Genomic DNA, 24,998 nt, shown 5'->3' on the forward strand with positions numbered 1-24,998 from the left:
TCAACGGCAGTCCGCCATACGGCTGTTAGCGCACTGTGACGACCGAGCACAATCGCTCCCGTGACCTTCGACGACGTGACCGGCCGCCTCCGCGACTTCGCGGCGGCCCGCGCCTGGGAGCCGTACCACACCCCGAAGAACCTCGTGATGGCCCTTTCCGGCGAGGTCGGCGAGCTGACCTCGCTGTTCCAGTGGCTGACGCCCGAGGAGTCGGACGCTTGGCGCGAGGATCCGGCGCTGGCGGAGAAGGTCCTCGACGAGATCGCGGACGTGACGCTGTACCTGCTGCAGCTGGCGGACCGCCTCGGCGTCGACCTGCCCGCGGCGGCGCACGCGAAGATCGACCGGAACGAGGTGCGCTTCCCGCCGCCGGCCTGACCGGCTAACCCCAGAAAACGCCGCCGGGGTTCCGGTCGATCTCGTCGAGCAGCGCGGGCGGCGTGCTGGCGACGGGCGCGTCCGGGTAGCTCAGCCACCGCCCGTTCCGGTCGGCCCACCACACGGACCAGATCCCGAACTCGTCCAGCCGCAGCTGCGCGATCTTCTGTTCACTCCACTCCGGCCCGGCCTGCGGCGACCACGGCGCCCGGCGTTCGACGATGGTCACCGCGCGCCCCCGCGTCCGGCACTCGACCCGGATCCGGTCCTGCAGGTGCTCGGGGACGCGCTGCGTGCACCAGCGTTCGATCTGCCGCAGCGCGAGCTCCGGAATAGCCATGCGGTCCAGTGAACCGGACCGCCTCAACCGGCGCGCAGGTGGGCGAGCACGGCCGCGTAGGTGACATCGGGAGCACAACCGTCAGTCGGCACGACGACGCAGCCCGGCCGCTGCGGCCCGCGCGGCGGATCGGTCGCAGGCGATCGCGCCGACGTCCTCCGCCACGGCCTCGAAGGGCGCGGCGTCGATGAACCGAGGTGGATCAGTCGTGGCACCGCACCGACGCTAGCGCGGCGCGGGCTCGGCCAGCCACCACCCGCCGAGCAGGGCACCGACGCCGAGCGCGCCCAGGAAGATCCCGCCCGCCAGCGGGGTCCCCCCGAACATCCCCACCACCACGACGAACATCACCAGCAGCCCGACACCCATCAGAACCCGCCCGCCGAGCCGCTTCGACGTCGGCGCGGCCGCCACCGGCCGCACGGGCGGTGGCTCGAAACCCAAGGCCACCGGAGCCACCCCGACGTCCAGCACGGCCACGCCCAGCTCGGCGGCTCGCGCCAGCCGCGGCTCGTTCGGCGGCACCGATGCATCGGCCACCAGGTGCGTCACGCTCCCGGTCAGCTTCTTCGCCAGCTGGACGCCCTCCGCGAGCACCCGGGCCCGCAGCCGGTCCGCCTCGACGGTCGTGCCCAGCACCAGCACCCGCGTAGGCTTCCCGCCTTCGGCCGGCCGCAGGTCGCCCGCGGTGCCGACGCCGAGGGCCGTCGCCACCTGGCGCAGCTCGCGCGCTTCGACCGCGGTCACCACGCCGTCCCGTTCCGCTATCTCGCGCAACGCCGTCACGAGCTGCTCGTGCGTCGAGCGCACGTGTGCCTCGGACAACCCGGCCTCGCGCGCGAGCGCGGCCAGGGCTGTCACCTCGTCGGGTGAAAGGTGCTGGTCGGCGACGACCCCGGCGAGCAGGTCCAGGTAGGCGTCGTCAGCCGTGATGCGTTCGACGGCCTCGGCCATCCAGCCCGGCTCTGCCGGCAGGGCCTCGGCCCGCGGCAGCAGCCGGCCGTCGGCGAACCGCGGCAGCGCGGGCAGGACCGGCGGGGCCGCGAACGTCAGGCCGTACCGCCCGAACAACGCCGTCGCCAGCTGGGCGACCGCCCGCGCGCCGGACAACGCCGACTGCCCCGGGCGGGCCGGCACGCCGAGCGCGTGCGCCACGGTCGCCGGCCGGTAGTTCGGCAGCCGCACCACCGACTGCGCGGCCGCCAGCGTCGAGACGCCCGGCAGCGGCGGCAGCCGGACGCCGAGGAGCCCGATCTCGTGGCTGAGGAACGCGTCGACGACCGCCGGGTCGTGCGCCACGAGCACGCTGCCGGCGCACAGGTCGAGCAGCGGCCCCAGCACCTCGCCGAACGACGGCGCGTCGGCGAGTTCGTCGCGCGTGATGCCGTGCACGAGCGCGGGGCCGGGCGGGACGCCGGGGTTCACCAGCGTCGACAGCTCGCCCGCGAACGAACCGCCGGCCTGCACCCGCACCGCGGCGAGCTCGACGACGCGCCCGGGACGCAGGCCGGTGGTCCGGATGTCCACGGCCGTGAAGTCGCCGTGCGCGGGGTGGCCGCCGGGGCCGCGCAGCGGGAGGGATTCGATCACGCCCGCAGCGTCGTTCCCGGCCCGGGAGTTGTGACAGCTTTTCGCCGCGGAACCGTGGTTCGTGACGTGATCGTGACGGCAACAATCCGCCGGATAACGAATGGTGGTCCATCACGGCCCGGTGCGTAACAACGGCAGGAGATTTCCCGAGTACACCCTCGGCACGTCGCCGTCGAGGAACGAGGAAAATCCCGCATGCACCCGAAGAAGCGCTTTCCGAACTGGCTGAAGATCGTCCTGGCCGCCTTCACGGTTCTGTTCGTGCTCGGCGCGATCTTCGGCAAGGCCCCCGAGCCGAAGCTCACCACCGCCGCCGCGCCGGCGTCGTCGGCACCCCCGTCGACCAGCACGTCCGCGACCCCGACGCCGACGCCCGTCGTCGTCACCTACACCGTCGCCGGCGTGCCGGACGGCGCGACCGTCGTGGTCAACGGGAGCGACGGCAGCAGCAGAACGGTGCACGTCCTCGGCGTCACGGCACCCGCGGCCGGCACCGGCTGCTACTGGACGGAATCGCTCGGCTGGGCCACCACGACGCTTTCCGGCAAGGCCGTCAAGCTCGGCGCGGAAACGGCGCAAGGGATCGCGCTGACGCTCGCCGACGGCCAGGACTACGCGGCCCTCGCCATTCAGCAGGGATATCTCAAGTACGCGGAAACCGCCGCCGTGCCCGCGCTCGCCGCCACCGAAAGCACGGCCAAGCAGGCCGTCAGCGGGCTGTGGGGGCCGCCGTGCAACGGGACCATCGACGCCCCGGCGCCCACGGTCGCCCCGGTCCCGGCGGTGCCCCCGGCGCCGAAGCCCACCCAGGCACCGGCCCCCGCCACGAAGGCCGCGCCCAAACCGGCGCCGCCCGTGGTGAAGACCACCGAGCCCGCCCCGGAACCGGACCACAGCAACGTCTACTACGCGAACTGCTCGGCCGCGAAGGCCGCCGGCGCCGCCCCGCTGTACCGCGGCGAACCGGGCTACCGGTCCGCCCTCGACCGCGACGGCGACGGCGTCGCCTGCGAAAGGTGATCTAACCTGGGCCGATGACCACCGCCGACGAACTGCTCGGCCGGCTCGCGGGCCTCGACCAGGACACGCTCGCGAAAATCCTCGCCCACCGGCCGGACGTGCTCGAAGACCCGTGGCCGCGACGGCTCGACGTCGTCGCGGCCCGGCTCGCGTCCGCCGGCTCCCTCGATGCCGCGCTGCTCGCGTTGCCGACACCGCTGATGCAGGTCCTGCGCGCCGTCCAGCTGTGTTACGCGCTCGGCCGGCGGCCGGCGCCGGTCGGCGAAGTCGCCCAGCTGCTCGGCACCGCTTCCGTCGAGTCCTTTGTGGACGACCTGACCGAGCGCGCCCTGCTGTGGCGCGACGAAGACGGCGTCAGCCTGCCGGAACTGCTGCAGCGCAACAGCTTCGCGCCCGAGGGGCTCGGCCGGCCGGTCGCGGACCTGCTCGAAGAACTCGGCGCGGCCCGGCTGGCGAAGCTGTCGCGGAACCTCGGCCTGCCCGACACCGAGCGGAAGGCGCAGCTCCTGCTCGGGCTCGGGCAGTTCTTCCGCGACGGCGACCGCGTCCGCGAGCTCTTCGCCACCGCGCCCGCCGAGAGCCGCAAGCTGGTGCAGGACATGGCCGACGGCGTTCCCGAGGTGCAGGGCCTGGCTCCGGCGGGCTGGGCGTTCGACCACGGTTTCCTGGTCAGCACCTACTACGGCACCATCGCCATGCCGATCGAGGTGTCGCTCGCGCTGCGCGGCCCCGGCCGCCAGCTGCCGTTCACCCCCGCCGAGCCCGAGTACCCCGTCACGCACACCGGGGCCGACGCGGCGGAGTCCACGGCTTCGGCCGCCGCGCTGCGGCTGCTCGACCGCGTGTCGGCGGTCCTCGACCTGGCCGCCGCGCAACCGTTGCCGCTGCTCAAGGACGGCACGATCGGGACGCGGCTGATCAAGAAGATCGCCAAGGACACCGGGGGCGCGCCGGCCGAGATCGCGCTGGCCATCGACCTCGCTTCGCAGGCCGGGCTGCTGGTGGCCGACGAGCCGCCGGTGCCGCGCCGCGGCCAGAAGGCGCCGCCGGCCACGCTCGCGCCGGACCCGGACCTCGCCCGGCCCGCGCCCGCCCTGCTGTACCGCCTGCTGCTCGCGACCTGGTGGAACCCGGCGCCACCGCAGTTCGAGGTCGACGTCGAGGCGCTGCTGCGGCGGCTGCTCGTGCGGGTGCTGGCGCGGCTCGCGCCGGGCGACGCGATCACCGGCCTCGACGCGCTGACCGAGCTCGCCCGGTGGCACGCGCCGACGCTGCCGGCGGACGATTTCGCGGACGACGTCCGGATCGCCGTGGAACAGGCCGAACTGCTCGGCATCGTCGCGCACGGCGCGGTGACCTCGGCCGGACGTGCCCTGCTCGAGCCGGAGCGGCTCGTCGACGTCACCGACGAGCTCGTCTCCCGCGCGCGGACGACGGCGCTGTTCGGCACGGACCTGACCGCGATCGTGCCCGGCTCACCCGACGCCCGGCTCGCCGCGCTGCTGGACCGCGCCGCCGACCGGGAGGCCCAGGGCACGGCGACCAGCTGGCGGTTCTCCCCGGCGTCCGTGCGGCGGGCGTTCGACCAGGGCGTGACGGCCGCCGGGCTGCTCGAGGACCTGCGCTCGGCCGCCGCGGGCGACCTGCCGCAGCCGCTGGTGTACCTGGTCAACGACGTCGCGCGGCGACACGGCGAGGCGCAGGTGCTCGACGTCGCGAGCGTCGTCGTCGGCGAATCCGCCGTGCTGGCCGAACTCGCCGCGCACCGCAAGCTGGCCAAGCTCGGCCTGCGCGCGGTGGCCCCGACCGTGCTGACGTCCACTGTGGACGCATCCGGCACGCTGGAGGCGTTGCGCGAAGCCGGTTATGCGCCGACGCGCCACACCGCGGACGGCAGCATCGTGCTCCCCACCCGCGACCAGCCCGAACCGACGGCGGCCGTCCGCGACCCCGAGCCCGGCGACCAGGCGGCCGCCGATCCGGCCGGCCACGCCGAACGGCTGCTGGCCGCGCCCACGACCGGCCCGGCCCTGCTGCGCGGTCAGCTCGCCCGCGCGATGAGCGACCGCTACGCGGGCCGGCTCACGCCGAAGCAGCAACAGCTCTGCTGGCAGCTCGAAGCCGGGCTGCCGGTGGAAGTCGCGTACCGCGGCGAGCACCTGTTGATCGCCTACCCGGAGCTGGACGGCGACGTCCTGGACGTCTGGTCGGTGAGTGAGCGCGCCTACCGCCGGCTCGAGCTGGCGAAGGTCGAGCTGGCTCAGGTCTCGACGGCGGTCAGCCGGGCGTAGGCCACGACGTTGTCGAGGTAGTTGCCGCTCGCCCGGTCGAAGGCCCCGCCGCAGGTGATGAGCCGCAGCTCGGCGTCGGGCGTGTCGCCGTACACCTCGTCCGTTGGGAACGCGGCCTTCGGGTAGTGCTCGACGCGGTAGACGGTGAAGACCGCGATCCGGCCGTCCGCCCGCCCGACCTCGGCCTGCTCACCCGGGCGCAGCTCCTTGAGCCGGGAGAAGGCGCCCGGCACGTGCTTGTAGTCGACGTGCGCGGCCAGCACCGCCGGGCCGGTCTCCCCCGGCGACGGCGCGCCGGTGAACCAGCCGACCGTCGTGGCGTCGCCGGGGACCTCCAGCGCGCCGTCCGGAGTCAGCCCGAGGTCCTTGATGCCGTCGGCCCGCACGCCGATCGCCGGGATGGTCAGGGACGCCGGTTTCGCCGCGGGGAGGCCGTCGGCGGCCGTTGCCGAGGGGTGCGCGATGCTCGCGGTGCCCGGCGGGTTCGTGGTGGCCGGGCTCGGCGGGGCGATCTCCTCCGGCGCCTTCGGGGCCAGGACGAGGACGAGGGCCACGGCCACGACCACCCCGAGTGCAGCGACGACCGCCGTGACCGCGGGCCACAGCCGCGGGTGCCTCAACTCGGACGCCGGCGCAGGTAGAGCACCATGCCGCCGGACACCGTCGCGGCGAGCACGGTGCCGCCGAGCACCAGGATGCCCGGGACGTCGTCCTCCGGTTCACCACCGCCAGTGGCGACGCCGCCGACCGGCTTGACCTTGACCTGACCGGTGGTGGTGGGCTTTTTCGCGGCCGTCTTCGGCGCGGTCTGCGTGGGCTGTTTCGCCGTCGACGTGGTCGCGCTTTGTTGCGGCCGGTGCGGCAACGATTCGCAGGCGATGCCGTTCTTGTCGCGGTCCAGGCCGTTGGGGTCGCCCGGCGTGGCGTCGAGAACCGCTTGGGCCTCTTCCTGGTACTGGAAGTCCGAGCAGTCTTTGTCCCCGGCGAGTGGCGTCGCGAGCTGGGCGGAGGCGAAGGGAGCGGGGCCGAGGAGGGCGAGCCCGGCGACGGCGGCGGCCGTCGTCAGGGCACGGCGAAACAGGGACAACGGAATTCCTTCCGAACGGAATCGGGGGCGAATGTGTCGTTACTATCGCCGCCTCGGCGAGGCCGTTACGGACGTTTCCGGAATTTCGGAAAGGCCAGCGATCCACCAGGAGCCGCGCGTTCCGTGATTCTCTGGCGATTCCATCGTGACCTGCGGATTCGTGCGCCAGGAATGCATACCGGCGGGAATGTTACGTGGTTCGCGGTCACACCTTTGAGGTATTTCACGTGTGACGGCGCCGACCGGCCGCCACCGCGGCGTCCGCACACCCGTAACCTCGGGGTATGCCGATCCAGGTACTGCTCGTCGACGACCACGAACTGGTCCGCCGCGGGCTCCGCGACCTCCTCGGCGACGAGCCCGACATCGAGGTCGTCGCCGAGGCGAGCACCGTCGAAGAGGCGCTGGCGATGGCGATGCACGTCGAGCCGGAGGTGGCGGTGGTCGACGTCCGCCTCGGCGACGGCGACGGCATCACGCTCTGCCGCGAACTGCGGTCGAAGCCGAACCCGCCGGCCTGCCTGATGCTGACGGCGTTCGACGACGAAGAGGCGATGGTCGGCGCGATCATGGCCGGCGCGGCGGGCTACCTGCTCAAGCAGGTGCGGGGGCAGGACGTGGTGAACGCGGTCCGCGAGGTCGCGGCCGGCCGGTCGCTGCTGGACCCGGTGAGCACCGCGCGGGTGCTGGACAAGATGCGCCACCCGCCGACGGACGAGCTGGCGACGCTGACCGAACGCGAGCGCGACGTGCTCGAGCTGATCGGCCAGGGCCTGTCGAACCGCGAGATCGCCGAGCGGCTGTTCCTGGCGGAGAAGACGGTCAAGAACTACGTCACGTCGGTGCTGGCGAAGCTGGGGATGCAGCGCCGGACGCAGGCGGCCGCCTGGATCGCGCGGCGCGAGAAGTAGCCACCCGCGCCGGGCTCGCTCTGGGCTCGCGCCGGGCTTGTCCGCAATCCGCCGTTCGCTGCGATCTTTTCTTCCTCTCGTCACGGTCCGCCATCTCGATCAGGGTGTTTCCGGACCGAGATTCACTCGAACGTGAGTCGAATATATGTTCGAGAAATCGGTAAGATCATGTCGAGGGCGTGGAAGGGAGGCTGGATGACCCGAGAAGGATGAAGTGCGGTCAGTCGAGTGGCAGGTCGAACGCAACGAGTGTGCCGAGGCTGGGTGAGGAGTTCAGGAAGAACTTCCCGCCCGCGGCGTCCGCGCGCTCGGCGAGATGACGCAGACCACGGGTGGCGACGCCTTGGGGAACGCCGGAACCGTTGTCCCGGACGCGGAGTTTGACGCCGCCGGAGTCCCTGGTCAGCGTCACGCGGGTTTCGCTGGCGCCGGAGTGCCGGACCACATTGGACAGTGCTTCGCGCAGAGCGGCCCGGATGTGGTCGGCGCGTTCCGCGGGAATGTCGGCGAATTCGCCGGACAGCTCCAGCGTCGGCGGGTAGCCGAGCAACTCGCCGGCAATGCGAACCTCGCCGCGCGCCGACTCGGCGAGGTCGGTGGGCGTGCCGGTGTCGTGGCGAGGCTCGGGCGACCGCAGCGCGCGCACGGTCCCCCGGATTTCCTCGATGGTCTGGTCGAGCTGGTCGATGGCATCGGAGAGCCGGGCCCCGTCGGCTTGGGCGAACCGCTTGCGCATGTTCCGCCGAACCCGGTCCAGCTGCATCCCGGCACCGTAGAGCCGCTGGACGATGACGTCGTGCAGTTCGCGAGCGATGCGTTCCCGCTCTTCGTAGAGAGCAACGCGGTGACGCGCGTTGGCGCCTTCGGCGAGCGCAAGAACAACCCCGGCTTGCGCGGCAAAGGCGACGAGCATCTCGACAGTCCCGGCGGAGAAGGGTTCCCGCCCACGCTTCCGGTAGACGGTGAGCGACCCGAGAACCCGGCCACCAGAGCCGAACGGCGCAGCGGCAAAGGGCCCATAGCTGTGGAGCTCGGCGGGCACGTAGGGCGCGGTCCGGGGGTCGACGGTGAAGTCAGCGCTGGCCACGGGCTCACCCCCGCGGGCCACCCGCCCGGCCGCAGAGTCGGCTGGGAGCGAGAGGCCGCGAAGGGACTCGGCGGCCCCGGTTGCCCCGGCACGCGGTGCGGCGGCGCTTGCGCCTGCCGTCTCCGCACGTGGGCCCGGGTCGCCAGCTGCCTCGGCGGGGTGAGCGGCTTTTGCGCCTGCCGCGGGCAGGGCCTCGCCTGCCGCCCCTGTGCGCGGCGCCGGGTCGCCGGGCGCTCCGGCGGTATGCGCGGCACTTGCGCCAACCGTGGGCAGAGCCTCGCCTGGCGCCGCCCCACGCGGGCCCGGGTCGCCTGGTGCCTCGGCGGGGTGCGTGGCACTCGCGCCGGCTGTGGGTAGGGCCTCGCCTGCCGCCCCCGTGCGCCTGCCCGGTAGTTCAGCGGAGCCGCCGGCGGTCAGCGCGTCGCTGCCGTTCGCGTCGCCGAGCCGGGCCGCGGGGGCCGATGTTGCGTAGTGCGCCGCCTCCACCACCACGCGGCCGTCCTCGGTGCTCACCATCGCCAAGCCCAGGTCGGCGTCCGCCAGCTCGGCCGCCCTGGCCACGACCGTGTCCAGCACCGCTCCCGGGTCGTCGCCGGACAGGGCGGTGCTCGTGATTTCGGTGGCGGCGGACAGTGCCCGCGCGGCAAGCGTCGGATCCATGAGTTCCGTCATTATCGCGCGGCGCGGTGGCGGCGCGGCAAGGACACCGCAGGATTCGATCACTTGACCGGCACCCGCGTGACAACCCGGCCGTCGCGAACCTCGAGGATCAAGTCCGCTCCGGCCGCTTCCTCCGCCCGGTGCGTCACGTGCACCACCGTCCGGCCCGCCAGCGCCTCCCGCAGGTGCCCTCGCACCGCCGCCGCCGTCGGCTCGTCCAGGTGGGCCGTGGGCTCGTCCAGCAGCACGAGACCCGCCGAGGGCGCCCCGAGCAGCGCCCGCGCCAGCGCCACGCGCTGCGCCTGGCCGCCGGACAACCCACTGCCGCCGCTGCCGAGCAGCGTCTCCAATGACACGTCGGTCAATGCCGCGACGTGCAAGGCCGCGCGCAGTTCGCCTTCGGTCGCCGACGGGTCGGCGAGTCGGAGGTTCTCGGCGACCGTCGTCGCCGCGAGCATCGGCTCCTGCGGCGCCCACGCCACCTTCTCGGGCACCGAGACCAAGCCGCGCTGGGGCGCGAGGAAGCCCAGCAGCGCGGCGACGAGCGTCGACTTGCCCGCCCCGCTCGGCCCCACCACCGCCGCGTACGTGCCCGGCGGCAGGTCCACGTCGACGCCGTGCAGCACCAACGGTCCGCCCGGCCAGCCGAGGTCCGCTCCCCGCAGCTCGACACCCGCCCCCGGCCGGGCCGGCGCAGGCGATTCAGGCACGTCGGCGAGACGGCGGCGAGCGCGCTGCAGCGGGTCCCAGTGCTGCGCCACCGGCGGCAGCAACGCCAGGACCTCCGCCAATGCGAGCGGCACCAGCGCCAGCAACGGCGCCAGGACCGGGTCGAGCCGTCCGCCCGTGACCGCCTGGGCCGCCAGCGCCGTGCTGACCACCGCGGCCGCGCCGCAGACCAGCGTGACCAGTGCTTCCGCCGCTCCCGAACCGAAAGCCTGCCGACGTGCTTGCGCGGACAGGCGTGTGTCGGCGTCCGCGAGGGCGCGGCGGTGCTCGCCGGCCTTGCCGAACGCCAGCAGCTCGGCCGCCGCCTCGAACAGCACCAGAACCCGTGTCGCCACGTCGCGACGGCCCGACGCGAGGGCCGACGTCGCCCGGCGTTCCGCGCGCAACGCCACCCACGGCGCGCACAGGCCGAGCGCCACCGCTGCCGCCAGCGTCAGGCCGGCCGCGGGCAGCACCGCCGTCTGCACGGCGATCGCCCCCGCCGCGACCAGGGCCACCACCAGCGGCGGCGACACCACGCGCGGCAGCAGGTCGCGCACGGTGTCGACGTCGGCGACCAGCCGCCGTTGCCCCTCGCCCGCGCGCAGGCTCCGCGCGGGCCCGAGCCGGACCAGCGCATTCCACAGCCGCAGCCGGATGCGGCCGGCGATGCGGAACGCGGCGTCGTGCGTGACCAGCCGTTCGACGTACCGCAACCCCGCGCGGCCCAGGCCGAACGCCCGGACGCCGACGACCGCGACCGTCAGGGTCAGGATCGGCGGCTGCTGGGACGCCTTGGCGATGAGCCAGCCCGAGGTCGCCGTCAGCGCCACCCCCGCCAGCAGCGCGAGCGCGCCCAGCGCGGCGCCGCCGAACAGCCGCCCGTCGAGCAGCGCGCGCCACTTCAACGGCGTTCCACCGGCATCCACTGTGGACACTTCAGCGACAACCGGTGCGCCAGTCGACATATCGACGGCCGCCGTGCGCTCGTGGGCCGCGATGATCGCCGCGGCGCCGTTGTCGACGGCGCGCTGCACCGCGTCGAGCACCAGGCGGGCGCTGGCCTCGTCGAGGTGCGCGGTCGGCTCGTCGAGCAGCAGCAGCCACGCGCCGCGCTGCACCCGGACCAGCGCCCGGGCGACGGCGACGCGTTGACGCTGCCCCAGCGACAGTTGCGAAACCGCCCGGTCGGCGAGCCCGGCCAGCCCGAGTTCGGCGAGCACCGCACCGGCGGAGCCGACCTCCTCGCGGACCGTCCCGCCGGTGAACACCGGCGACTGCGGCACCCACGCGACCTGTTCGCGCCAGCGCTCGAGGTCGGCGTCGGCGAGGTTCGTCGGGCCAACCGCGATCGCGCCGTCGTGCGCCGGGACGAAACCGAGCAGCGCCGAGAGCGTCGTCGACTTGCCGCCGCCGCTCGGCGCGCGGAGCCAGACCGTCTCGCCGGGCCGGACCGCGAACGACTCGCCGTCGGGCGCGAACCCGCCGCGCCGCGCGACGCGCAGGGCCGACACGCGCAGCTCGCCCGGCGCCGGGACCGCCGTCCCGGCAGCGGGAACGGGCAGCGCCAGCAGGTCGGCGACGCGCCGGACCGCTTCGACGCCGTCCTCGCTGGCGTGGAACGCGGCGCCGACCGCGCGCAGCGGCTGGTAGCACTCCGGCGCGAGGATCAGCACGCCGAGCCCGATGGCCAGCGGCAGGTGGCCGCCGGCGAGCCGGACGCCGATCACCACCGCGACCAGCGCCACCGACAGCGTCGCGACCAGTTCGAGCACAAACGCCGAGGAAAAGGCGACCTTCAACGTCTTCAGCGTCGCGCGGCGGTGGCGTTCGGACAGCTGCCGGACCGTCTCGGCCTGCGCGGTGGCGCGGCGGAACGCGGTGAGCACCGGCAGCACACGAACGAGTTCCAGCAGCCGTCCGGACATCCGGTGCGTCGCGTCGGTCGCGCCGGCGACGCGGTCGGCGGTGAACTTGCCGACGAGGATGGCGAACATCGGCAGCAGCGGCACGGTCAGCGCGACGATCACGCCGGACGGCCAGTCGGCGAACAGGATGGCCGCACCGGCCCCGAGCGGCACGACGGCCGCCGTCACCAGGGCCGGCAGGTACTCGCGGAAGTAGGCGTCGAGCGCGTCGAGGCCGCGGGTGGTGAGCGCGGTGAGCTCGCCGTGGCCGCGACGGGCGATCCACTCGGGCCCGAGGCGCAGGGCGTGGTCGACGGCTTTCGTGCGCAACTCGCGTTGGGCGGTCGACGCCGCGCGCGCGGAGACCGTGCGCACCGCCCAGCCGGTCAAGGCGCGCGTCGCGACGAGCGCGAGCAGCGCGGCCAGCTGGGCGGTGCGTCCCCCGGCACCTGCTCCGACGATCGCCGCGAGGACGTCGGCGAGCAGGAAGGCCTGTGCCACCAGCGCGGCGGCGTTGAGGAAGGAGAGGAAGCCCACCAGGGCCAGCGCCCGGCGCACGGCCGGCACGAGGGCCGGCAGCGCGCCGAGCGGGCCCGTTCCCGGCCGCGCCGAGTCCACTGTGGACTCCGAGGCGGAAAGGGGAGCGCGGCCGGGAAGCTTGCTCATGGGGCGTGGACCACCGGGATGTGCTGGGTGCCGATGCGCTTGCGGAACACCCAGTAGGTCCAGCCCTGGTAGATCAGCACGGCGGGCGCGCCGAAGACGGCCACCCAGGTCATCACGGTCAGCGTGTACGGGCTGGACGCGGCGCCCTCGATGGTGAGGGTGTTGGCGGCGTCGAGGGTCGACGGCAGGACGTTCGGGAAGAGCGACCCGAACATGACCACCGCGGCCCCGGCGATGACGACGCCGAGCGCGGCGAACGCCTGCCCGTCCCGGTCGGCGCGCAGCCGCAGCCAGGCGACGACCGCCGCGAGAGCACTGATCCCAAACGAGAGCAGTGTCCACAACGTGCCCGCGCGCCACTGGACGACCGAGAGGAACGCGACCATCGGCACCATGGCGGCCGGCAGCAACCGGAGGGCCATTTTCCGGGCACGTTCCCGCAGGTCACCGCTGGTTTTGAGGGCGAGGAACGCGGCGCCGTGGGTGATCGAGAAGGCGGCGATGGCGACCGCGCCGAGCAACGTGTCCCAGCGAACGGCGGCGAACGCCGAGCCGACGCGGTTGCCGTCGGCGTCCAGGGGCAGGCCGAGGACGGTGGTGGCGAGGATGAGCCCGACGCCGAGCGGCGGGATCCACGAGCCGGCCATGATGACGCGGTCCCAGTTGCGCCGCCAGCGCTCGGAGTCGACTTTCCCGCGGTATTCGAAGGCGACCCCGCGGCCGATGAGGGCGAGCAGCACGAGCAGCAGCGGCAGGTAGGCGGCCGAGAAAAGCCCGGCGTACCAGGCAGGGAAGGCGGCGAACATAGCGCCGCCGGCGACGATGAGCCAGACCTCGTTGCCGTCCCAGACGGGCCCGATGGTGTTGACCATGACGCGCCGTTCGGTGTTGTCCTTCGCGAGGACGGGCAGCAGCATCCCGACGCCGAAGTCGAAGCCTTCGAGGAAGAGGTAGCCGAGCCAGAAGAAGGCAATGACGACGAACCAGACGATTGCGAGGGTCATCGGGCACCTACCACACGGGTCGGACGCTTTCGGCTCTGCACGACCCGGTGGCCCTGAGTTATCCACATCCGGGCGAGTTGTCCACAGATTTGCTGTGGGTAACCCGCGAGAGTGATCGAGCCGATACGCTGGGTTCGGGGACGCCCCCCGGGAAGGGTGGGGGCTGCGCTGCAGCCTTCTTTGCTGAAGCCCAGTCGTTCACCGCGATCGGTGCAGGGGCCGCCGACGCGCCACGGCCGGTGCCGGCCGCGCCGGGCGCTCGCTTCGATCCCCGCCAAGCCCGCTACGCAGCACCCGATGAGGCCACCGTGCGGCGCGTGGCCGGCCGAGTCAGCGGCGACCTCCTCGACGAGGTGATCAGCGGCTGGCTCGCCACCACCGGCCACGCCCGCTACCTGCACCAACGCGGCGCGGACCAATCCCGAGTCCGCACCGGCACCGCACCCCGCGTGCTGGCCGGCCTGCGCAACCTCGCCACCAGCGCACACCGCCAAGCCGGGCACTCCAACATCGCCCAAGCACTCCGCCACACCGCCCGGGCCCTGCTCGGAATACCCACCCGAACAGCACAAATACTTGGCCGGACCCCTGCCGGGAAGGGTTGGGGAGTCCAGGCCTGCTGCATAGCCGCTGAGCTGCGGATTCGTCATCTTGACCGCCTCAGTACGCGAAGGCGAGCGTGTCGCCTTCGGTCTTGTCGGAGTCCTTCTTCGGTGGGGGCATCACGCCTTCGATGCCGCCGCGGATGTACTTGCGCATCAGGTACACCTCCACCACGCCCAGGGCCGCGTACACCGTGGTCAGGGCGATCAGGGACGTCCACACCTCGCCCGTCGTCACCCGGGAGACCGCCTGGGCCGTGAACATCCACACGCCGTCGACGCCCGACGGGTTGGGGGCCACCACGAACGGCTGACGGCCCATCTCCGTGAAGATCCAGCCCGCGCTGTTGCCCAGGAACGGTGTGGCGATGCCGCCCAGGACCAGCAGGGGGAACCAGCGGGCGGTCGGGATGCGGTCCTTGCGGGTCAGCCACAGGGCCAGCAGCCCGATGCCCGCCGAGACCGCGCCGAAGCCGATCATCATGCGGAAGCCCCAGTACGTCACCGGGAGGTTCGGCACGTAGTCGATCGGCTTGCCCGCCAGGGAGCCCAGCGCCGGGTCGTCGGGGTAGTTCGTGCCGTACTTGGCCTGGTACTCCGTCACCAGGTTCTCCACGCCCTTGACCTCGGTCTTGAAGTCGTTGTGCGCCAGGAACGACAGCAGCGCGGGCACGTTGAACGTCTTGACGTCCTCGCAGTTCGCGCCCGACACGTCGCCGATCGCGATGATCGAGAAGCTGGCCGGCTGTTCCGTGTGGCACAGGGCTTCCGCCGACGCCATCTTCATCGGCTGCTGCTCGAACATCAGCTTGCCCTGCGCGTCGCCGGTGATCGCGAGGACCGCGAACGCCGCCACGCCGACCCAGCCGCCGAGCCGGACCGACGAGCGCCACACGTCCGAGTGACCGCGGCGCCGCCACAGGTGCCAGCCCCCGACGCCGACCAGGAACGCCGCCGCCACCGAGAACGCGCCCGCGAGGGTGTGCGGGATCGCGGCCAGGGCCGTGTTGTTCGTCAGCACCGCCCAGATCGAGTTCATGGTCGGCTTGCCGTTCTCGAACGTCACGCCCACCGGGTGCTGCATCCACGAGTTCGCGGCCAGGATGAAGTACGCCGACGCCATCGTGGCCAGCGAAAACGCCCACGCGCACGCCAGGTGCACCTTCTTCGGCAGCCGGTCCCAGCCGAAGATCCACAGGCCGAGGAACGTCGACTCGACGAAGAACGCGACGAGCCCCTCCATCGCGAGCGGCGCGCCGAAGACGTCGCCGACGAAGCGGGAGTACGCGCTCCAGTTCATCCCGAACTGGAACTCCTGCACGATCCCGGTCACCACGCCCATGGCGAAGTTGACCAGCAGCAGCTTGCCCCAGAACTTGGTCATCTTCAGGTGCCGCAGCTCGCCGGTGCGGACCCAGCGGGTCTGCATCGCCGCGACCAGGATCGACAGCCCGATGGTCAGCGGGACCATCAGGAAGTGGTAGACGGTGGTGATGCCGAACTGCCACCGCGCTAGCTCAAGGACCTCCACGCCCTCCAGCGTGCTCCGGTGCTGGTCGGGCAGCTAGATCAAACAGTCCCGTCCGGCCCGGGACCAACGTCCTTCACCCGGTCGAGTGCCTGCCGCGCCTCTTCCGCGACGCCGCGCCGCGGCCCGGCGGCCCCCAGCGTCAGGACGTGCTCCAGCGCCAGCGCGTACGCCGTTTCGAACGCCTTGTCCGCGGCGACCGGGACGTCCGGCGACACGCCGACGCCCTCCCAGTTCTCCCCCGTCTCCGGGTCGTAGGAGCGGGCGATCGACACCGTCACGTCCAGGTACGTGTCCACTTTGAACTGTTCACGCGGGTGCGCGCCGCCGCGCGTGGCCTCGCCGACGGTCTTCGCCCGGCCCTGCCGCTGCAGCGAGAACGCGAGGTCTTCGCCGCCGGAGAACGTCGCCGGGCCGGTGAGCACCCAGATCGGCTTGGTCCCGCCGAACTTCGCGCCCGGGACGTGCGGCAGCGTCCACATCTGGGTCACGCGGTCGCCCTCGCGCTCGTAGATGTCGAGGTAGTGGGTCCGCTCGTCGACGAGGTAGCTCTGCAGGAACGCGCTGGTGTCCGGGGTGCCGCCGCGGTTGCGCCGCACGTCGAGCAGCAGCGCGTCGGCCGGCGCGACCAGCGTCATCGCCGCCGCGATCGCGGACGCCGCGAGGTCGAGCGGGTAGAGCAGGGTGGTGTCGAGGTAGCCGACGCTGCCCGGCAGCCGCCGCACCGACGCGATCCCGAAGCTCTCCAGCTCGGCCGCGGCCCGGAAGTCCTCCGACGCGTGCTCCGCGTCACCGTCCTCGGCCACCGGGTCGGCGTGGTGACGCAGCCGCAGGTGCGGGTCGTCGTTCACCGACTGCAGGTCCGTGGTGACGCGGGTCGCGAATTCGGCGTCGTCGACGTCCGCGTACGCCCCTTCGCCGAGACGCGCGCGAAGCACCTTCGCGAGCTTCGCAGCGACCTCCGGGAAGACGTAGTGCCCTTCCAACCGGCGGATGACCTCTTCGACCTGCGCAGCACGCGCCTGTGACCCCATGTCGATCAACCTACCCCTGGCCGCAACCGAAAATTCGGCGTGCCGAAAAAATATCTGCGACGCCCCTTGATGTCAGATTCATGGCCGCCGATCCGGCAATTTCGCGGAAGCCATCAGCTTGCGGCTTTCCAATGCTCCCCTTTATCGTTGCAGTGAAAGGGGTGAAAGAATACTCATGACTGCCGCCATGGTGGCGTTGATCAGCGCGTTCGGCCTGGTCCTCGCCGTGGAGCTGCCGGACAAGACGCTGGTTGCGACCCTCGTGCTGACCACCCGTTTCCGCGGCTGGCCGGTTTTCGCCGGCGTGTGCGCCGCGTTCGCCGTGCAATGCGTGATAGCGGTCGCGTTCGGCAGCGTGTTGACGCTGTTGCCGGACGTCGTCCTTTCCCTCGTGGTCGCCGCGATGTTCGGCCTCGGGTCTTTCATGCTCCTTCGTGAGGGATTCAGCAAAGCCGACGAAGCAGGCGAAGACGCTTCGCGCACCGGCCCGGCTCCGCAGACCTTCTTCCGCTCCGCGATGACGTCCTTCGGCGTGCTCTTCGCCGCCGAGTGGGGCGACGCCTCCCAGCTCGCGACGGCCAGCCTCGCCGCCCGCATCGGCAACCCGGTCGCCGTCGGCGTCGGCGCGTTCGCCGCGCTCGTGGTGGTCGCAGGGCTCGCCGTGTTCATCGGCGGGAAGATCCGCAGCCGGATCAAGCCGAAGCTGATCCAGCGCTGCGCCGGGTTCGCCTTTGCCGGGTTCGCCGCGTTCGCCCTGCTCCAGCTGACCTTCTGACCGCTGCCTCACAGGTTCACCCGGTAACCTTTCGGGAACGAAAGGGGGAGCACCAGGTGAACATGCCGAAGACGCACGCGGTCTCGCCGCTGCACGGCCGGGTCGCACTCGGCGGCATCGGCTTGGCCGTGGCCATCTCGATCGACCTGCACCTGCGGCTCTCCGGCCAGGTCAGCCCGGTCTGGCAGACGCTGTCGGAGTACGTCTACGGCAAACTCGGCACGTCGTCCGCCGCTCCCCTGTTCAGCGTCATGTGCCTGGCCCTCTCGTTCGGCTCGGTCGCGCTCCTCGCCGGCATCGCCAAGGCCCACCGCCCGGGTACCACGGCCGTCTGCGTGCTGCTCGGCGTCTGGTCGGCCGGGCTGCTGGTGTGCGGCCTCGTGCCGGTCGATCCGGACGGGCAGGCGCGGTCCGTCGCCGGGCAGGTCCACAACATCGCCGCGCTGACGGCGTTCGTCGCGCTGCCCGCGGCCGCGTTCGTGCTGACGCGGAAGGGCCGCGAGCGCTGCCCCTGGGAGCCCCGCCGGACGACGATCCGGCGCCTGGCCACGGCGAGCTTCACCAGCGTCGGCGTGGTGCTCTCCGGGTTCGTGCTCACCCTCGTCCTCGGCCCGGCCCAGCAGGACGTCACCCTGGGCCTGTTCGAGCGCCTCCTGTTCAGCGTCGACGTCGCCCTGCTGCTGACGATGGTCCGGCCGCTGCTGGCGGTCTCGCGGCGCTAGGGGGTACGCAGGATGTCGGCCAGCCGGGTGGCGGCCGCGACGACCTGCGGGCCCACTTCGGCGGCCTTCAGCGGCTCCATCGAGACGACGCCGACGCTCGCCCGCAGGCCCGGCACCCCGCGCACCGGTGCCGCGACGCCGGACGCGCCCGCCTCGAGCTCCCCCGCCGACGTCACCCAGCCGTCGCCGCCGGGCCGCAGTGTCATCGCCTTGCCGGCCGCGCCGGACGTCAGCGCGTGCCGGCTGCCGACGCGGTAGGCGACGTGAAAGCTCGTCCAGGACGGTTCGACGACGGCCACCGCAAGCGCTTGCGTCCCCTGCGCGACCGACAGGTGCGCGGTCGCCCCGACCTTCTCGGCCAGCTCGCGCAGCACCGGGCCGGCCGCGTCCCGCAGCTGCGGCAGCACCTGCCCGGCCAGCCTGAGCAGCCCGACGCCGAGCCGGACCTTCGTGCCGTCGCGCCAGACCAGCCCGCGCTCCGACAGGGGCACGAGCAGCCGGTAGACGGCCGCGCGGCTGGCCCCGATGGCCACGGCCAGCTCGGAGATGGTCGCCGCGTCGCCGCCGGCGTCGGCCACGGCCTGCAGCAGCGCCAAGCCGCGGTCGAGCGTCAGCGACCCCTCCCGGCTGGTCACAGCAAGCCGAGTTCGCCCAGGTCGGCGACCGGCTCCTCGAACGACGCCGCCGCGTAGGACGCGAAGAGCTCCCGGACGGCCTTCGCGGCCGGCCCGGACAGCGCACGGGCCTCGTCGGCCAGCGCCTGGGCGTCGGTCGACTCCAGCGCGCCCCGGACGTCGCCGCCGGCGAGGCTGCGCGCGGAGGCCACGAGCAGATTCAGGAAGCCGTGGTGCAGGAAGCCGGTGTCCGGGTCGGTGTGCCGGACCGCGCGGTGCAGGCTGTTCGTCGCCTTGAACGACGCCCCGGTGGACCCGCTGACGACGGCGAGGAAGTCCGCCACCTCGTCGACGCTGGGGAAGTTCTCGCCCGCCTGCCCGCCGCAGCGGATCTTCGGCCAGCTGCCGTGCTCGATCACCTTCCGCACGCCGTCGAGCCAGCCGACGCCGCGCCGCGGCTCGACCACCCGGATGACGTCCTCGGGCACGAACTCGGAGACGCGCTCCAGCCACACCTCGTCGACGTCCGACGGCGCCGGCATCTCGACCATCCGGAGCGCGAGCAGCTCACTGCGCGACTCGACGATCGAGATGGCCTTCGGGACGCCGCCCAGGCCGGTGTCGATGATCAGCGAAAGCGGCAGCGGCTGCTTCGGCTTGATCTTGATCAGCTCGGTGATCAGCTCCGGCAACCGGGACGCCTGGCAGAGGAAAACCCCCAGTACACCGGCGTGTTCGGACTCCCGGCCGGCGAAGTGCGCACGCAGCGCTTCGGGCATGGCCGCACCGACCGGAGGGAACAGCGCCGAGTCGTCGACGAGCCTCGCGAACAGGGGAGGAATTCCACGGGGGCCGGGGGGCGTGAGTTCCACAGCGCTTGACACGACTGACACGCTAGTAGCGTACGACATGAGGACAAAATCGTCCGCACAGCGGACACGTCTGGAGGGCACGGCGATGCCTTACTACCGGCAAGTAGGCGAGATCCCGCACAAGCGGCACACCGCGTTCCGCAAGCCGGACGGCGGGCTCTACGCCGAGGAGCTGATGGGCGTCGAGGGCTTCTCCGCCGACTCCGCGCTCCTCTACCACCGCGGCCTGCCGACGGCGATCGTCGACGCCGTCGCGGTCGAGGAGGACCGCGGGTCGCTCACCCCGAACCACCCGCTCAAGCCGCGCGCGTTCCAGACCCGGGACCTCAAGTTCGGCGGCGAGGCCGACGCGGTCACCGACCGGCGCCGGCTGTTCGGCAACAACGACGTGACCATCGGGTTCGTCACGGCCACCGCGCCCAGCCCGCTGTACCGCAACGCGGCCGGCGACGAGCTGTTCTACGTCCACGGCGGCTCCGCGACCTTCGAGACGATCTACGGCCGCCTCGAGGTCGGCGACGGCGACTACGTCGTGATCCCGACGTCGTGCACCTACCGGGTCGTCCCCCACGGCGAGGTCAACCTCTTCACGCTGGAGGCGCGCGGCCACATCGGACCGCCGAAGCGCTACCTGTCGGCGAAGGGGCAGTTCCTGGAGCACTCGCCGTACTGCGAACGCGACATCCGCGGGCCTTCGGAGCCGCTGCTCGAAGACGGCGAAGACGTCGAGGTGCTCGTGCGGCACCGCGCCGGCCTGACCCGCTACACCTACGCGACGCACCCCTTCGACGTCGTCGGCTGGGACGGCTGCCTCTACCCGTGGGTGTTCAACATCGACGACTTCGAGCCGATCACCGGCCGCGTGCACCAGCCGCCGCCGGTGCACCAGACGTTCGAGGGCCCGAACTTCGTCGTCTGCTCCTTCTGCCCGCGGAAGGTCGACTACCACGAGGACTCGATCCCGGTGCCGTACAACCACGCGAACGTCGACTCCGACGAGCTGATGTTCTACGTGCGCGGCAACTACGAGGCCCGCAAGGGCTCGGGGATCGGGATCGGCTCGCTGTCGCTGCACCCGTCCGGCTTCACGCACGGCCCGCAGCCGGGCGCGGCGGAGGCGTCGATCGGCGCGGAGTTCTTCGACGAGACCGCGGTCATGGTCGACACCTTCGCGCCGCTGGAGCTCGGCGAGGCCGCCGACGCGTCCGAAGACCCCGGTTACGCGTGGACGTGGTCGCGCCGCGGCCCTAAGTCATAGTCAAGATTCGGAAATACCGTCCCCTCCCCGTTCCGGCGCCCGGATAATGAACTTCCGGGTGGCGGAACGGGGAGGCTGTGATGATCAATTCCCAACCAGCGCGACGAAAGAGAAAAGTTCTCCCGTTCCTGGCCGCGATCGTGGTCGCGATCGCCCTGATCATCGGAATCCGGTACTGGACCAGCGGTTCGAGCGACGACGCCGACGCGCCGAAATGCTCGGACTCGGACGCGATCGCGCTCAACGTCGCTTCTTCACCGGAAAAGGTCGGAATAGTCCAAGAAGCGGCGAAAGCCTACTCCGGACGGACCGTCGCCGGGCACTGCGTCGACGTCGTCGTGCGGTCGAAATCGTCCGGCGTGGCGATGCAGGCGCTGGCGAACGGCTGGAACGAAGCCACCGACGGGCCGCGCCCGGACGTCTGGACGCCGGCCGCGAGCGGCTGGGTCAACCTGCTGCGCGTCAACGCGAAGGGCGACTCGGCGTCGATCGTGCCGGACGGCGACCCGCAGTCGATCGCGAACTCGCCGCTGACCGTCGCCATGCCGAAGCCGATGGCCGAGGCGCTGGGCTGGCCGGCCAAGCCGATCGGCTGGAAGGACCTCGCCACGCTGGCGACCGACCCGGCGGGCTGGGCGAAGTACGGCCACCCGGAGTGGGGGAAGTTCCGGCTCGGCAAGACGAACCCGAACATCTCCACCGCGGGCCTGAACGCCACCATCGGCGCCTACTACGCGGCCACCGGCACGTCGTCCGACCTCACCGCGGCCGCGCTCGAAAAGCCCGAGGCCAGGCAGTTCGTCTCGAACATCGAGCAGGCGATCGTGCACTACGGCGACAACACGCTGACGTTCCTGACGAACCTGCAGAAGGCCGACGACCGCGGCGCGGCGCTGTCCTACATCTCGGCGGTGACCGTCGAGGAGAGCTCGCTGATCGGCTACAACCAGGGCAACCCCACGAACGACCCGGCGAAGGTCGGCCAGCACGCGCCGCCGAAGGTGCCGATCGTCGCGATCTACCCGGCGGACGGCACGCTCAACTCCGACCACCCGTTCGTCACGCTGAACTGGGCCGACCCGACGCGCAAGCAGATCGCCGCGGACTTCCTCGCCTACCTGCGCATGGACGAGACGCAGGCGAAGTTCGCCGCGCTCGGCTTCCGGTCGTTCGACGGCAAGCCGGGCCCGCAGGCGACCACCGCGAACGGCGTCCAGCCGGACGCGAAGATCAACTTCATCCGGCCGCCGGCGCCGACGGTGCTGTCGAAGCTGCTGGCCACCTGGGGCGAGCTGCGCAAGAAGGCGAACGTGCTGCTGGTCGTGGACGTCTCGGGCTCGATGGGCGACGAGGTGAAGGGCACCGGCAAGAGCAAGATCGACCTGGCCAAGCAGGCCGCGATCGACGCGCTCGGCCAGTTCGTGCCGCGTGACCAGGTCGGGCTCTGGCAGTTCTCGACCCACCTCGACGGCGACCAGGACTACCAGGAACTGGTCCCGGTGCAGCCGCTGGGGAACAGCGGCAAGGAGACACTGGCGATGCGGCTGAGCGGGCTGACCCCGCAGTCGGGCACCGGGCTGTACGACTCGTCGCTGGCGGCGTACGAGTACCTGAAGGCCCACCTCGACCCGGCGGCGATCAACGCGGTCGTCGTGCTCACCGACGGCCGCAACGAGGACTCCGGCGGCGTCGACCTCGACCACCTGCTGCCCCAGCTGCGGCCGGAGGGCAACGCGGAGACGGTCCGGCTGTTCACGATCGCCTACGGCGCGGACGCCGACCAGGACGTGCTGAAGCAGATCGCGGAAGCGACCGAAGGATCGGAGTACGACTCGTCCAAACCGGACTCGATCAACCAGGTCTTCACCTCCGTGATCTCGAATTTCTGAGATCCTCGCGGCCATGAAGTTCCTCCGTGAGCTCGCCGAACCGTGGGGGCTGCTGCTCGCCGCGACGTCGGCCGGGGTGGCGTGGGCCGTGCAGCTGCCGGTCGTCGCGTCGGTCGGCGTCGGCGCCGCCGTCCTGGTGGCGTGGGCGGGCGTGGCGGTCGCAACCCGCGAGAAGGAGCCTCCGCAGCGCGAGGTGCGGATCCTCGACGTCACGGCCGGATCGGCCGAGGAGAACTGGCTCCGCCGCGCATCGGCGGCGGCGGACGGGTTCGCCTCCCTCAGCGGCTCCCTGTCCGCGGGCCCGCTCGCCGACCGCGTCGCGGACATGGAACCGGTGGTGCAGGAGACGCTGTCGACGCTCCGCCGCCTGGCCGGCCGCGCGTCGGCGACCGGCCAGGCGCTGGCCCGGGTCGACCCGGACGCCGTCGCGCACGAACGCCGTCGCCTGGAACGCGAGCTGCGCACGGCGAACCCGGAGGTCCGCGGCGACCTCGAGCAGGCCTTGACGGCGGTCCAGGCCCAGGCGGACGTGCACGCGAGGCTGTCCGGCGCCCGGGACAAGCTGCTGGCCCAGCTCCAGTCCGGCGCGCTCGGCCTGGACAGCCTGGTGGCCCGGGTCGCGGAGCTGACGGCGGCGACGACCGACGTCGCCGTGGACACGGGCGCGGTGCGCGAGCTGAGCGACCAGCTGGAGGGCATCCGGCAGGGCGTGCTGGAGACGGAACAGGCAACGCGGAAGTCGCTGGGCTAGGCGGCCACCGGCGTCCGGTCACGGCGGGGCAGCAGGAACGGCGTCGCCAGCACGAGGACCCCGGCGATCCCGATCGCGACGCGTGACCCGGTGAAGCCGGCCAGCACGCCCCAGAGTGCGGTCATCGCGGCGATGGACGCCTTGGTGCTGACCGACCACGCCGACAGCGTCCGCGCGACGCGATCCGCCGGCAGCTGTTCGAGGCGGTAGGTCGCGAGGACCGGGTTGAACACGCTGCAGCAGACGATGATGCCGAGCTCCACGACCATGACGTACCCCAGCCCGGCGGCGCCGGCCGGCAGGAAGGCGAGCGCGAGCAGCCAGCACGCCCTGGCGGCGCCGGCCGTCACCAGGACGCGGTGGCGCCCGAACCGCTCGACGAGCCGCGGGGTCAGCCGCGAGCCGGCGAGCCCGCCGAGGCACGGGACGGCGAAGGCGAGCCCGTACTGCCACGGCGCGAACCCGAGGTCCTTCAGCATCAGCACGGCGAGCAGCGGCTCGGTGCCCATGATCAGGCCGTTGAACAGCAGGACGTTGAAGAACAGCGGCCGCAGGCCGGGGTGCGTCAGCAGGAGCCGCCACCCGTCGGCGAGGTCCCGGGCCCGCAGCGGTGCGGTGGTCCGCGGGCGCGGTTCGTCGCCCTTGATCGCGCGGATGCCCAGGGCGGAGAGCAGGAAGCTGACGGCGTTGGCGATCACCGAGGTCACCGGCCCGAGCACCGCGAAGGCGGCTCCGCCCAGCGGTGGCCCGAGCGCGGTGGCGGTCCAGTTCGTCGCCTCGAACCGGCCGTTGGCCAGGAGAAGGTCCTCGGGCGCCACCAGCCCCTTGAGGAAGGCGCCGCTGGCCGAGGTGAAGGTGATGTCCGCCGCGGCGACCACCACCGAGACGACCAGCAGCTGGGCGAAGCTCAGCAGCCCGAGGGCGTAGGCACCGGGCACGCTGACGAGCGCGGCGAACCGCACCAGATCCATGCCCACCATGACCGGCCGCTTCCGCCGCCGATCGACCCACGGCCCGAGCGGAACGGCCACGAGAGCCCCCACGGCCGGCCCGACGGCGGCGAGCGCGGAGACGGCGAGCGGCCCGGCGTGCAGGACGAGGATGGCGAGCAGGGGAAAGGCCCCGAAGCCGAGCCAGGTCCCGAACGCACTCACGGCGTAGGCCGACCAGAGCCACCTGAACCGCGGCCCCAAGGACCGCCCGCGCATCACGGGGAGATCAAAGCGAGGAAAGCCCTCCGTGGCAACGAGCCGCTCCGCCTGTTCGGCGGTCCGGCGCATTGGCCGATCGAAGAGCCCGATGCG

At 72.3% G+C, this 24,998-nt stretch carries 20 protein-coding genes and 2 pseudogenes; 9 read left to right on the forward strand and 13 right to left on the reverse strand.

The annotated features are described in order from the left end of the window. Positions 1–60: 60 nt before the first annotated feature. Positions 61–378 carry a nucleotide pyrophosphohydrolase gene (locus ABZW17_RS14900; RefSeq protein WP_354813498.1) on the forward strand — a complete coding sequence of 106 codons (318 nt, stop codon included), beginning with the start codon at positions 61–63 and terminating at the stop codon, positions 376–378. A gap of 4 nt (positions 379–382) precedes the next feature. Here ABZW17_RS14900 and ABZW17_RS14905 read toward each other — a convergent pair whose 3' ends face one another. Both ABZW17_RS14905 and ABZW17_RS14910 read right to left on the reverse strand, forming a co-directional pair. Next, positions 383–718 (reverse strand): DUF3024 domain-containing protein, encoded by a 336-nt coding sequence (locus ABZW17_RS14905; RefSeq protein ID WP_354813500.1) that lies wholly within the window; start codon positions 716–718, stop codon positions 383–385. Between the two features lie 225 nt (positions 719–943). Then, positions 944–2,308: a 3'-5' exonuclease gene (locus ABZW17_RS14910; RefSeq protein ID WP_354813502.1), complete on the reverse strand. Its 1,365-nt coding sequence runs from the start codon at positions 2,306–2,308 to the stop codon at positions 944–946. A 195-nt stretch (positions 2,309–2,503) separates the two neighbouring features. Between ABZW17_RS14910 and ABZW17_RS14915 the strand changes: the two genes are divergently transcribed. Together ABZW17_RS14915 and ABZW17_RS14920 are read left to right on the forward strand one after the other, a co-directional pair. Next, the gene (locus ABZW17_RS14915; protein WP_354813504.1) at positions 2,504–3,328 is read left to right on the forward strand and encodes an excalibur calcium-binding domain-containing protein; all 825 of its coding nucleotides are present in this window, start codon (positions 2,504–2,506) and stop codon (positions 3,326–3,328) included. 14 nt (positions 3,329–3,342) lie between these two features. After that, positions 3,343–5,619, forward strand: a complete 2,277-nt coding sequence (locus ABZW17_RS14920; RefSeq protein ID WP_354813506.1) for a helicase-associated domain-containing protein — start codon at positions 3,343–3,345, stop codon at positions 5,617–5,619. On the opposite strand, the gene ABZW17_RS14925 is transcribed toward ABZW17_RS14920, so the two are convergent. Both ABZW17_RS14925 and ABZW17_RS14930 read right to left on the reverse strand, forming a co-directional pair. Beyond that, positions 5,589–6,239 carry a class F sortase gene (locus tag ABZW17_RS14925; RefSeq protein WP_354813508.1) on the reverse strand — a complete coding sequence of 217 codons (651 nt, stop codon included), beginning with the start codon at positions 6,237–6,239 and terminating at the stop codon, positions 5,589–5,591. The two genes, ABZW17_RS14920 and ABZW17_RS14925, sit on opposite strands and share 31 nt — an antisense overlap. After that, positions 6,236–6,706 (reverse strand): excalibur calcium-binding domain-containing protein, encoded by a 471-nt coding sequence (locus ABZW17_RS14930; protein ID WP_354813510.1) that lies wholly within the window; start codon positions 6,704–6,706, stop codon positions 6,236–6,238. Before ABZW17_RS14930 ends, ABZW17_RS14925 begins: the two co-directional genes overlap by 4 nt. 284 nt (positions 6,707–6,990) lie before the next feature. On the opposite strand from ABZW17_RS14930, the gene ABZW17_RS14935 reads away from it, so the two are divergent. Continuing rightward, positions 6,991–7,617, forward strand: a complete 627-nt coding sequence (locus ABZW17_RS14935; RefSeq protein WP_354813512.1) for a response regulator transcription factor — start codon at positions 6,991–6,993, stop codon at positions 7,615–7,617. A 220-nt stretch (positions 7,618–7,837) separates the two neighbouring features. On the opposite strand, the pseudogene ABZW17_RS14940 reads toward ABZW17_RS14935, so the two are convergent. The 6 genes and pseudogenes from ABZW17_RS14940 to ABZW17_RS14965 form a co-directional block, all read right to left on the reverse strand. After that, positions 7,838–8,767, reverse strand: a pseudogene (locus ABZW17_RS14940) (histidine kinase); the annotation flags it as partial. A gap of 408 nt (positions 8,768–9,175) precedes the next feature. Next, a pseudogene (locus tag ABZW17_RS14945) lies at positions 9,176–9,364 on the reverse strand (sensor histidine kinase); the annotation flags it as partial. Between the two features lie 59 nt (positions 9,365–9,423). Then, positions 9,424–12,645 carry a thiol reductant ABC exporter subunit CydD gene (cydD, locus tag ABZW17_RS14950; protein ID WP_354813514.1) on the reverse strand — a complete coding sequence of 1,074 codons (3,222 nt, stop codon included), beginning with the start codon at positions 12,643–12,645 and terminating at the stop codon, positions 9,424–9,426. Continuing rightward, positions 12,642–13,649 (reverse strand): cytochrome d ubiquinol oxidase subunit II, encoded by a 1,008-nt coding sequence (gene cydB, locus ABZW17_RS14955; RefSeq protein ID WP_354813516.1) that lies wholly within the window; start codon positions 13,647–13,649, stop codon positions 12,642–12,644. The genes cydD and cydB overlap by 4 nt, the downstream gene beginning before the upstream one ends. A gap of 660 nt (positions 13,650–14,309) precedes the next feature. Then, a complete protein-coding gene (locus ABZW17_RS14960; protein WP_354813518.1) occupies positions 14,310–15,782 on the reverse strand; it encodes a cytochrome ubiquinol oxidase subunit I in 1,473 nt (490 codons plus the stop codon). 38 nt (positions 15,783–15,820) lie between these two features. Then, positions 15,821–16,813, reverse strand: a complete 993-nt coding sequence (locus tag ABZW17_RS14965) for a S41 family peptidase (RefSeq protein ID WP_354813520.1) — start codon at positions 16,811–16,813, stop codon at positions 15,821–15,823. Between the two features lie 187 nt (positions 16,814–17,000). On the opposite strand from ABZW17_RS14965, the gene ABZW17_RS14970 reads away from it, so the two are divergent. Together ABZW17_RS14970 and ABZW17_RS14975 are read left to right on the forward strand one after the other, a co-directional pair. Further along, positions 17,001–17,588, forward strand: coding sequence for a TMEM165/GDT1 family protein (locus ABZW17_RS14970; RefSeq protein ID WP_354813797.1), 588 nt, complete (start codon positions 17,001–17,003; stop codon positions 17,586–17,588). Positions 17,589–17,644: 56 nt separating this feature from the next. Further along, positions 17,645–18,310 (forward strand): DUF998 domain-containing protein, encoded by a 666-nt coding sequence (locus ABZW17_RS14975; RefSeq protein WP_354813522.1) that lies wholly within the window; start codon positions 17,645–17,647, stop codon positions 18,308–18,310. On the opposite strand, the gene ABZW17_RS14980 is transcribed toward ABZW17_RS14975, so the two are convergent. Further along, entirely contained in the window at positions 18,307–18,945 is a 639-nt protein-coding gene (locus ABZW17_RS14980; protein ID WP_354813524.1) for a helix-turn-helix domain-containing protein, read from the reverse strand. The genes ABZW17_RS14975 and ABZW17_RS14980 overlap by 4 nt on opposite strands. Continuing rightward, positions 18,942–19,796: a hypothetical protein gene (locus tag ABZW17_RS14985; protein WP_354813799.1), complete on the reverse strand. Its 855-nt coding sequence runs from the start codon at positions 19,794–19,796 to the stop codon at positions 18,942–18,944. Before ABZW17_RS14985 ends, ABZW17_RS14980 begins: the two co-directional genes overlap by 4 nt. 85 nt (positions 19,797–19,881) lie before the next feature. Here ABZW17_RS14985 and ABZW17_RS14990 point away from each other — a divergent pair, with 85 nt between their 5' ends. From ABZW17_RS14990 to ABZW17_RS15000, 3 genes are all read left to right on the forward strand, one after another. Then, positions 19,882–21,054: a homogentisate 1,2-dioxygenase domain-containing protein gene (locus tag ABZW17_RS14990; protein WP_354813526.1), complete on the forward strand. Its 1,173-nt coding sequence runs from the start codon at positions 19,882–19,884 to the stop codon at positions 21,052–21,054. A gap of 80 nt (positions 21,055–21,134) precedes the next feature. Continuing rightward, entirely contained in the window at positions 21,135–22,943 is a 1,809-nt protein-coding gene (locus ABZW17_RS14995) for a substrate-binding and VWA domain-containing protein (RefSeq protein WP_354813528.1), read from the forward strand. A gap of 13 nt (positions 22,944–22,956) precedes the next feature. Continuing rightward, positions 22,957–23,694, forward strand: a complete 738-nt coding sequence (locus ABZW17_RS15000) for a hypothetical protein (protein WP_354813530.1) — start codon at positions 22,957–22,959, stop codon at positions 23,692–23,694. On the opposite strand, the gene ABZW17_RS15005 is transcribed toward ABZW17_RS15000, so the two are convergent. Then, positions 23,691–24,905, reverse strand: coding sequence for an MFS transporter (locus tag ABZW17_RS15005; RefSeq protein WP_354813532.1), 1,215 nt, complete (start codon positions 24,903–24,905; stop codon positions 23,691–23,693). The two genes, ABZW17_RS15000 and ABZW17_RS15005, sit on opposite strands and share 4 nt — an antisense overlap. Positions 24,906–24,998: the final 93 nt, after the last annotated feature.

This window comes from Amycolatopsis sp. NPDC004625 (assembly GCF_040609695.1).
Lineage (GTDB): Bacteria > Actinomycetota > Actinomycetes > Mycobacteriales > Pseudonocardiaceae > Amycolatopsis.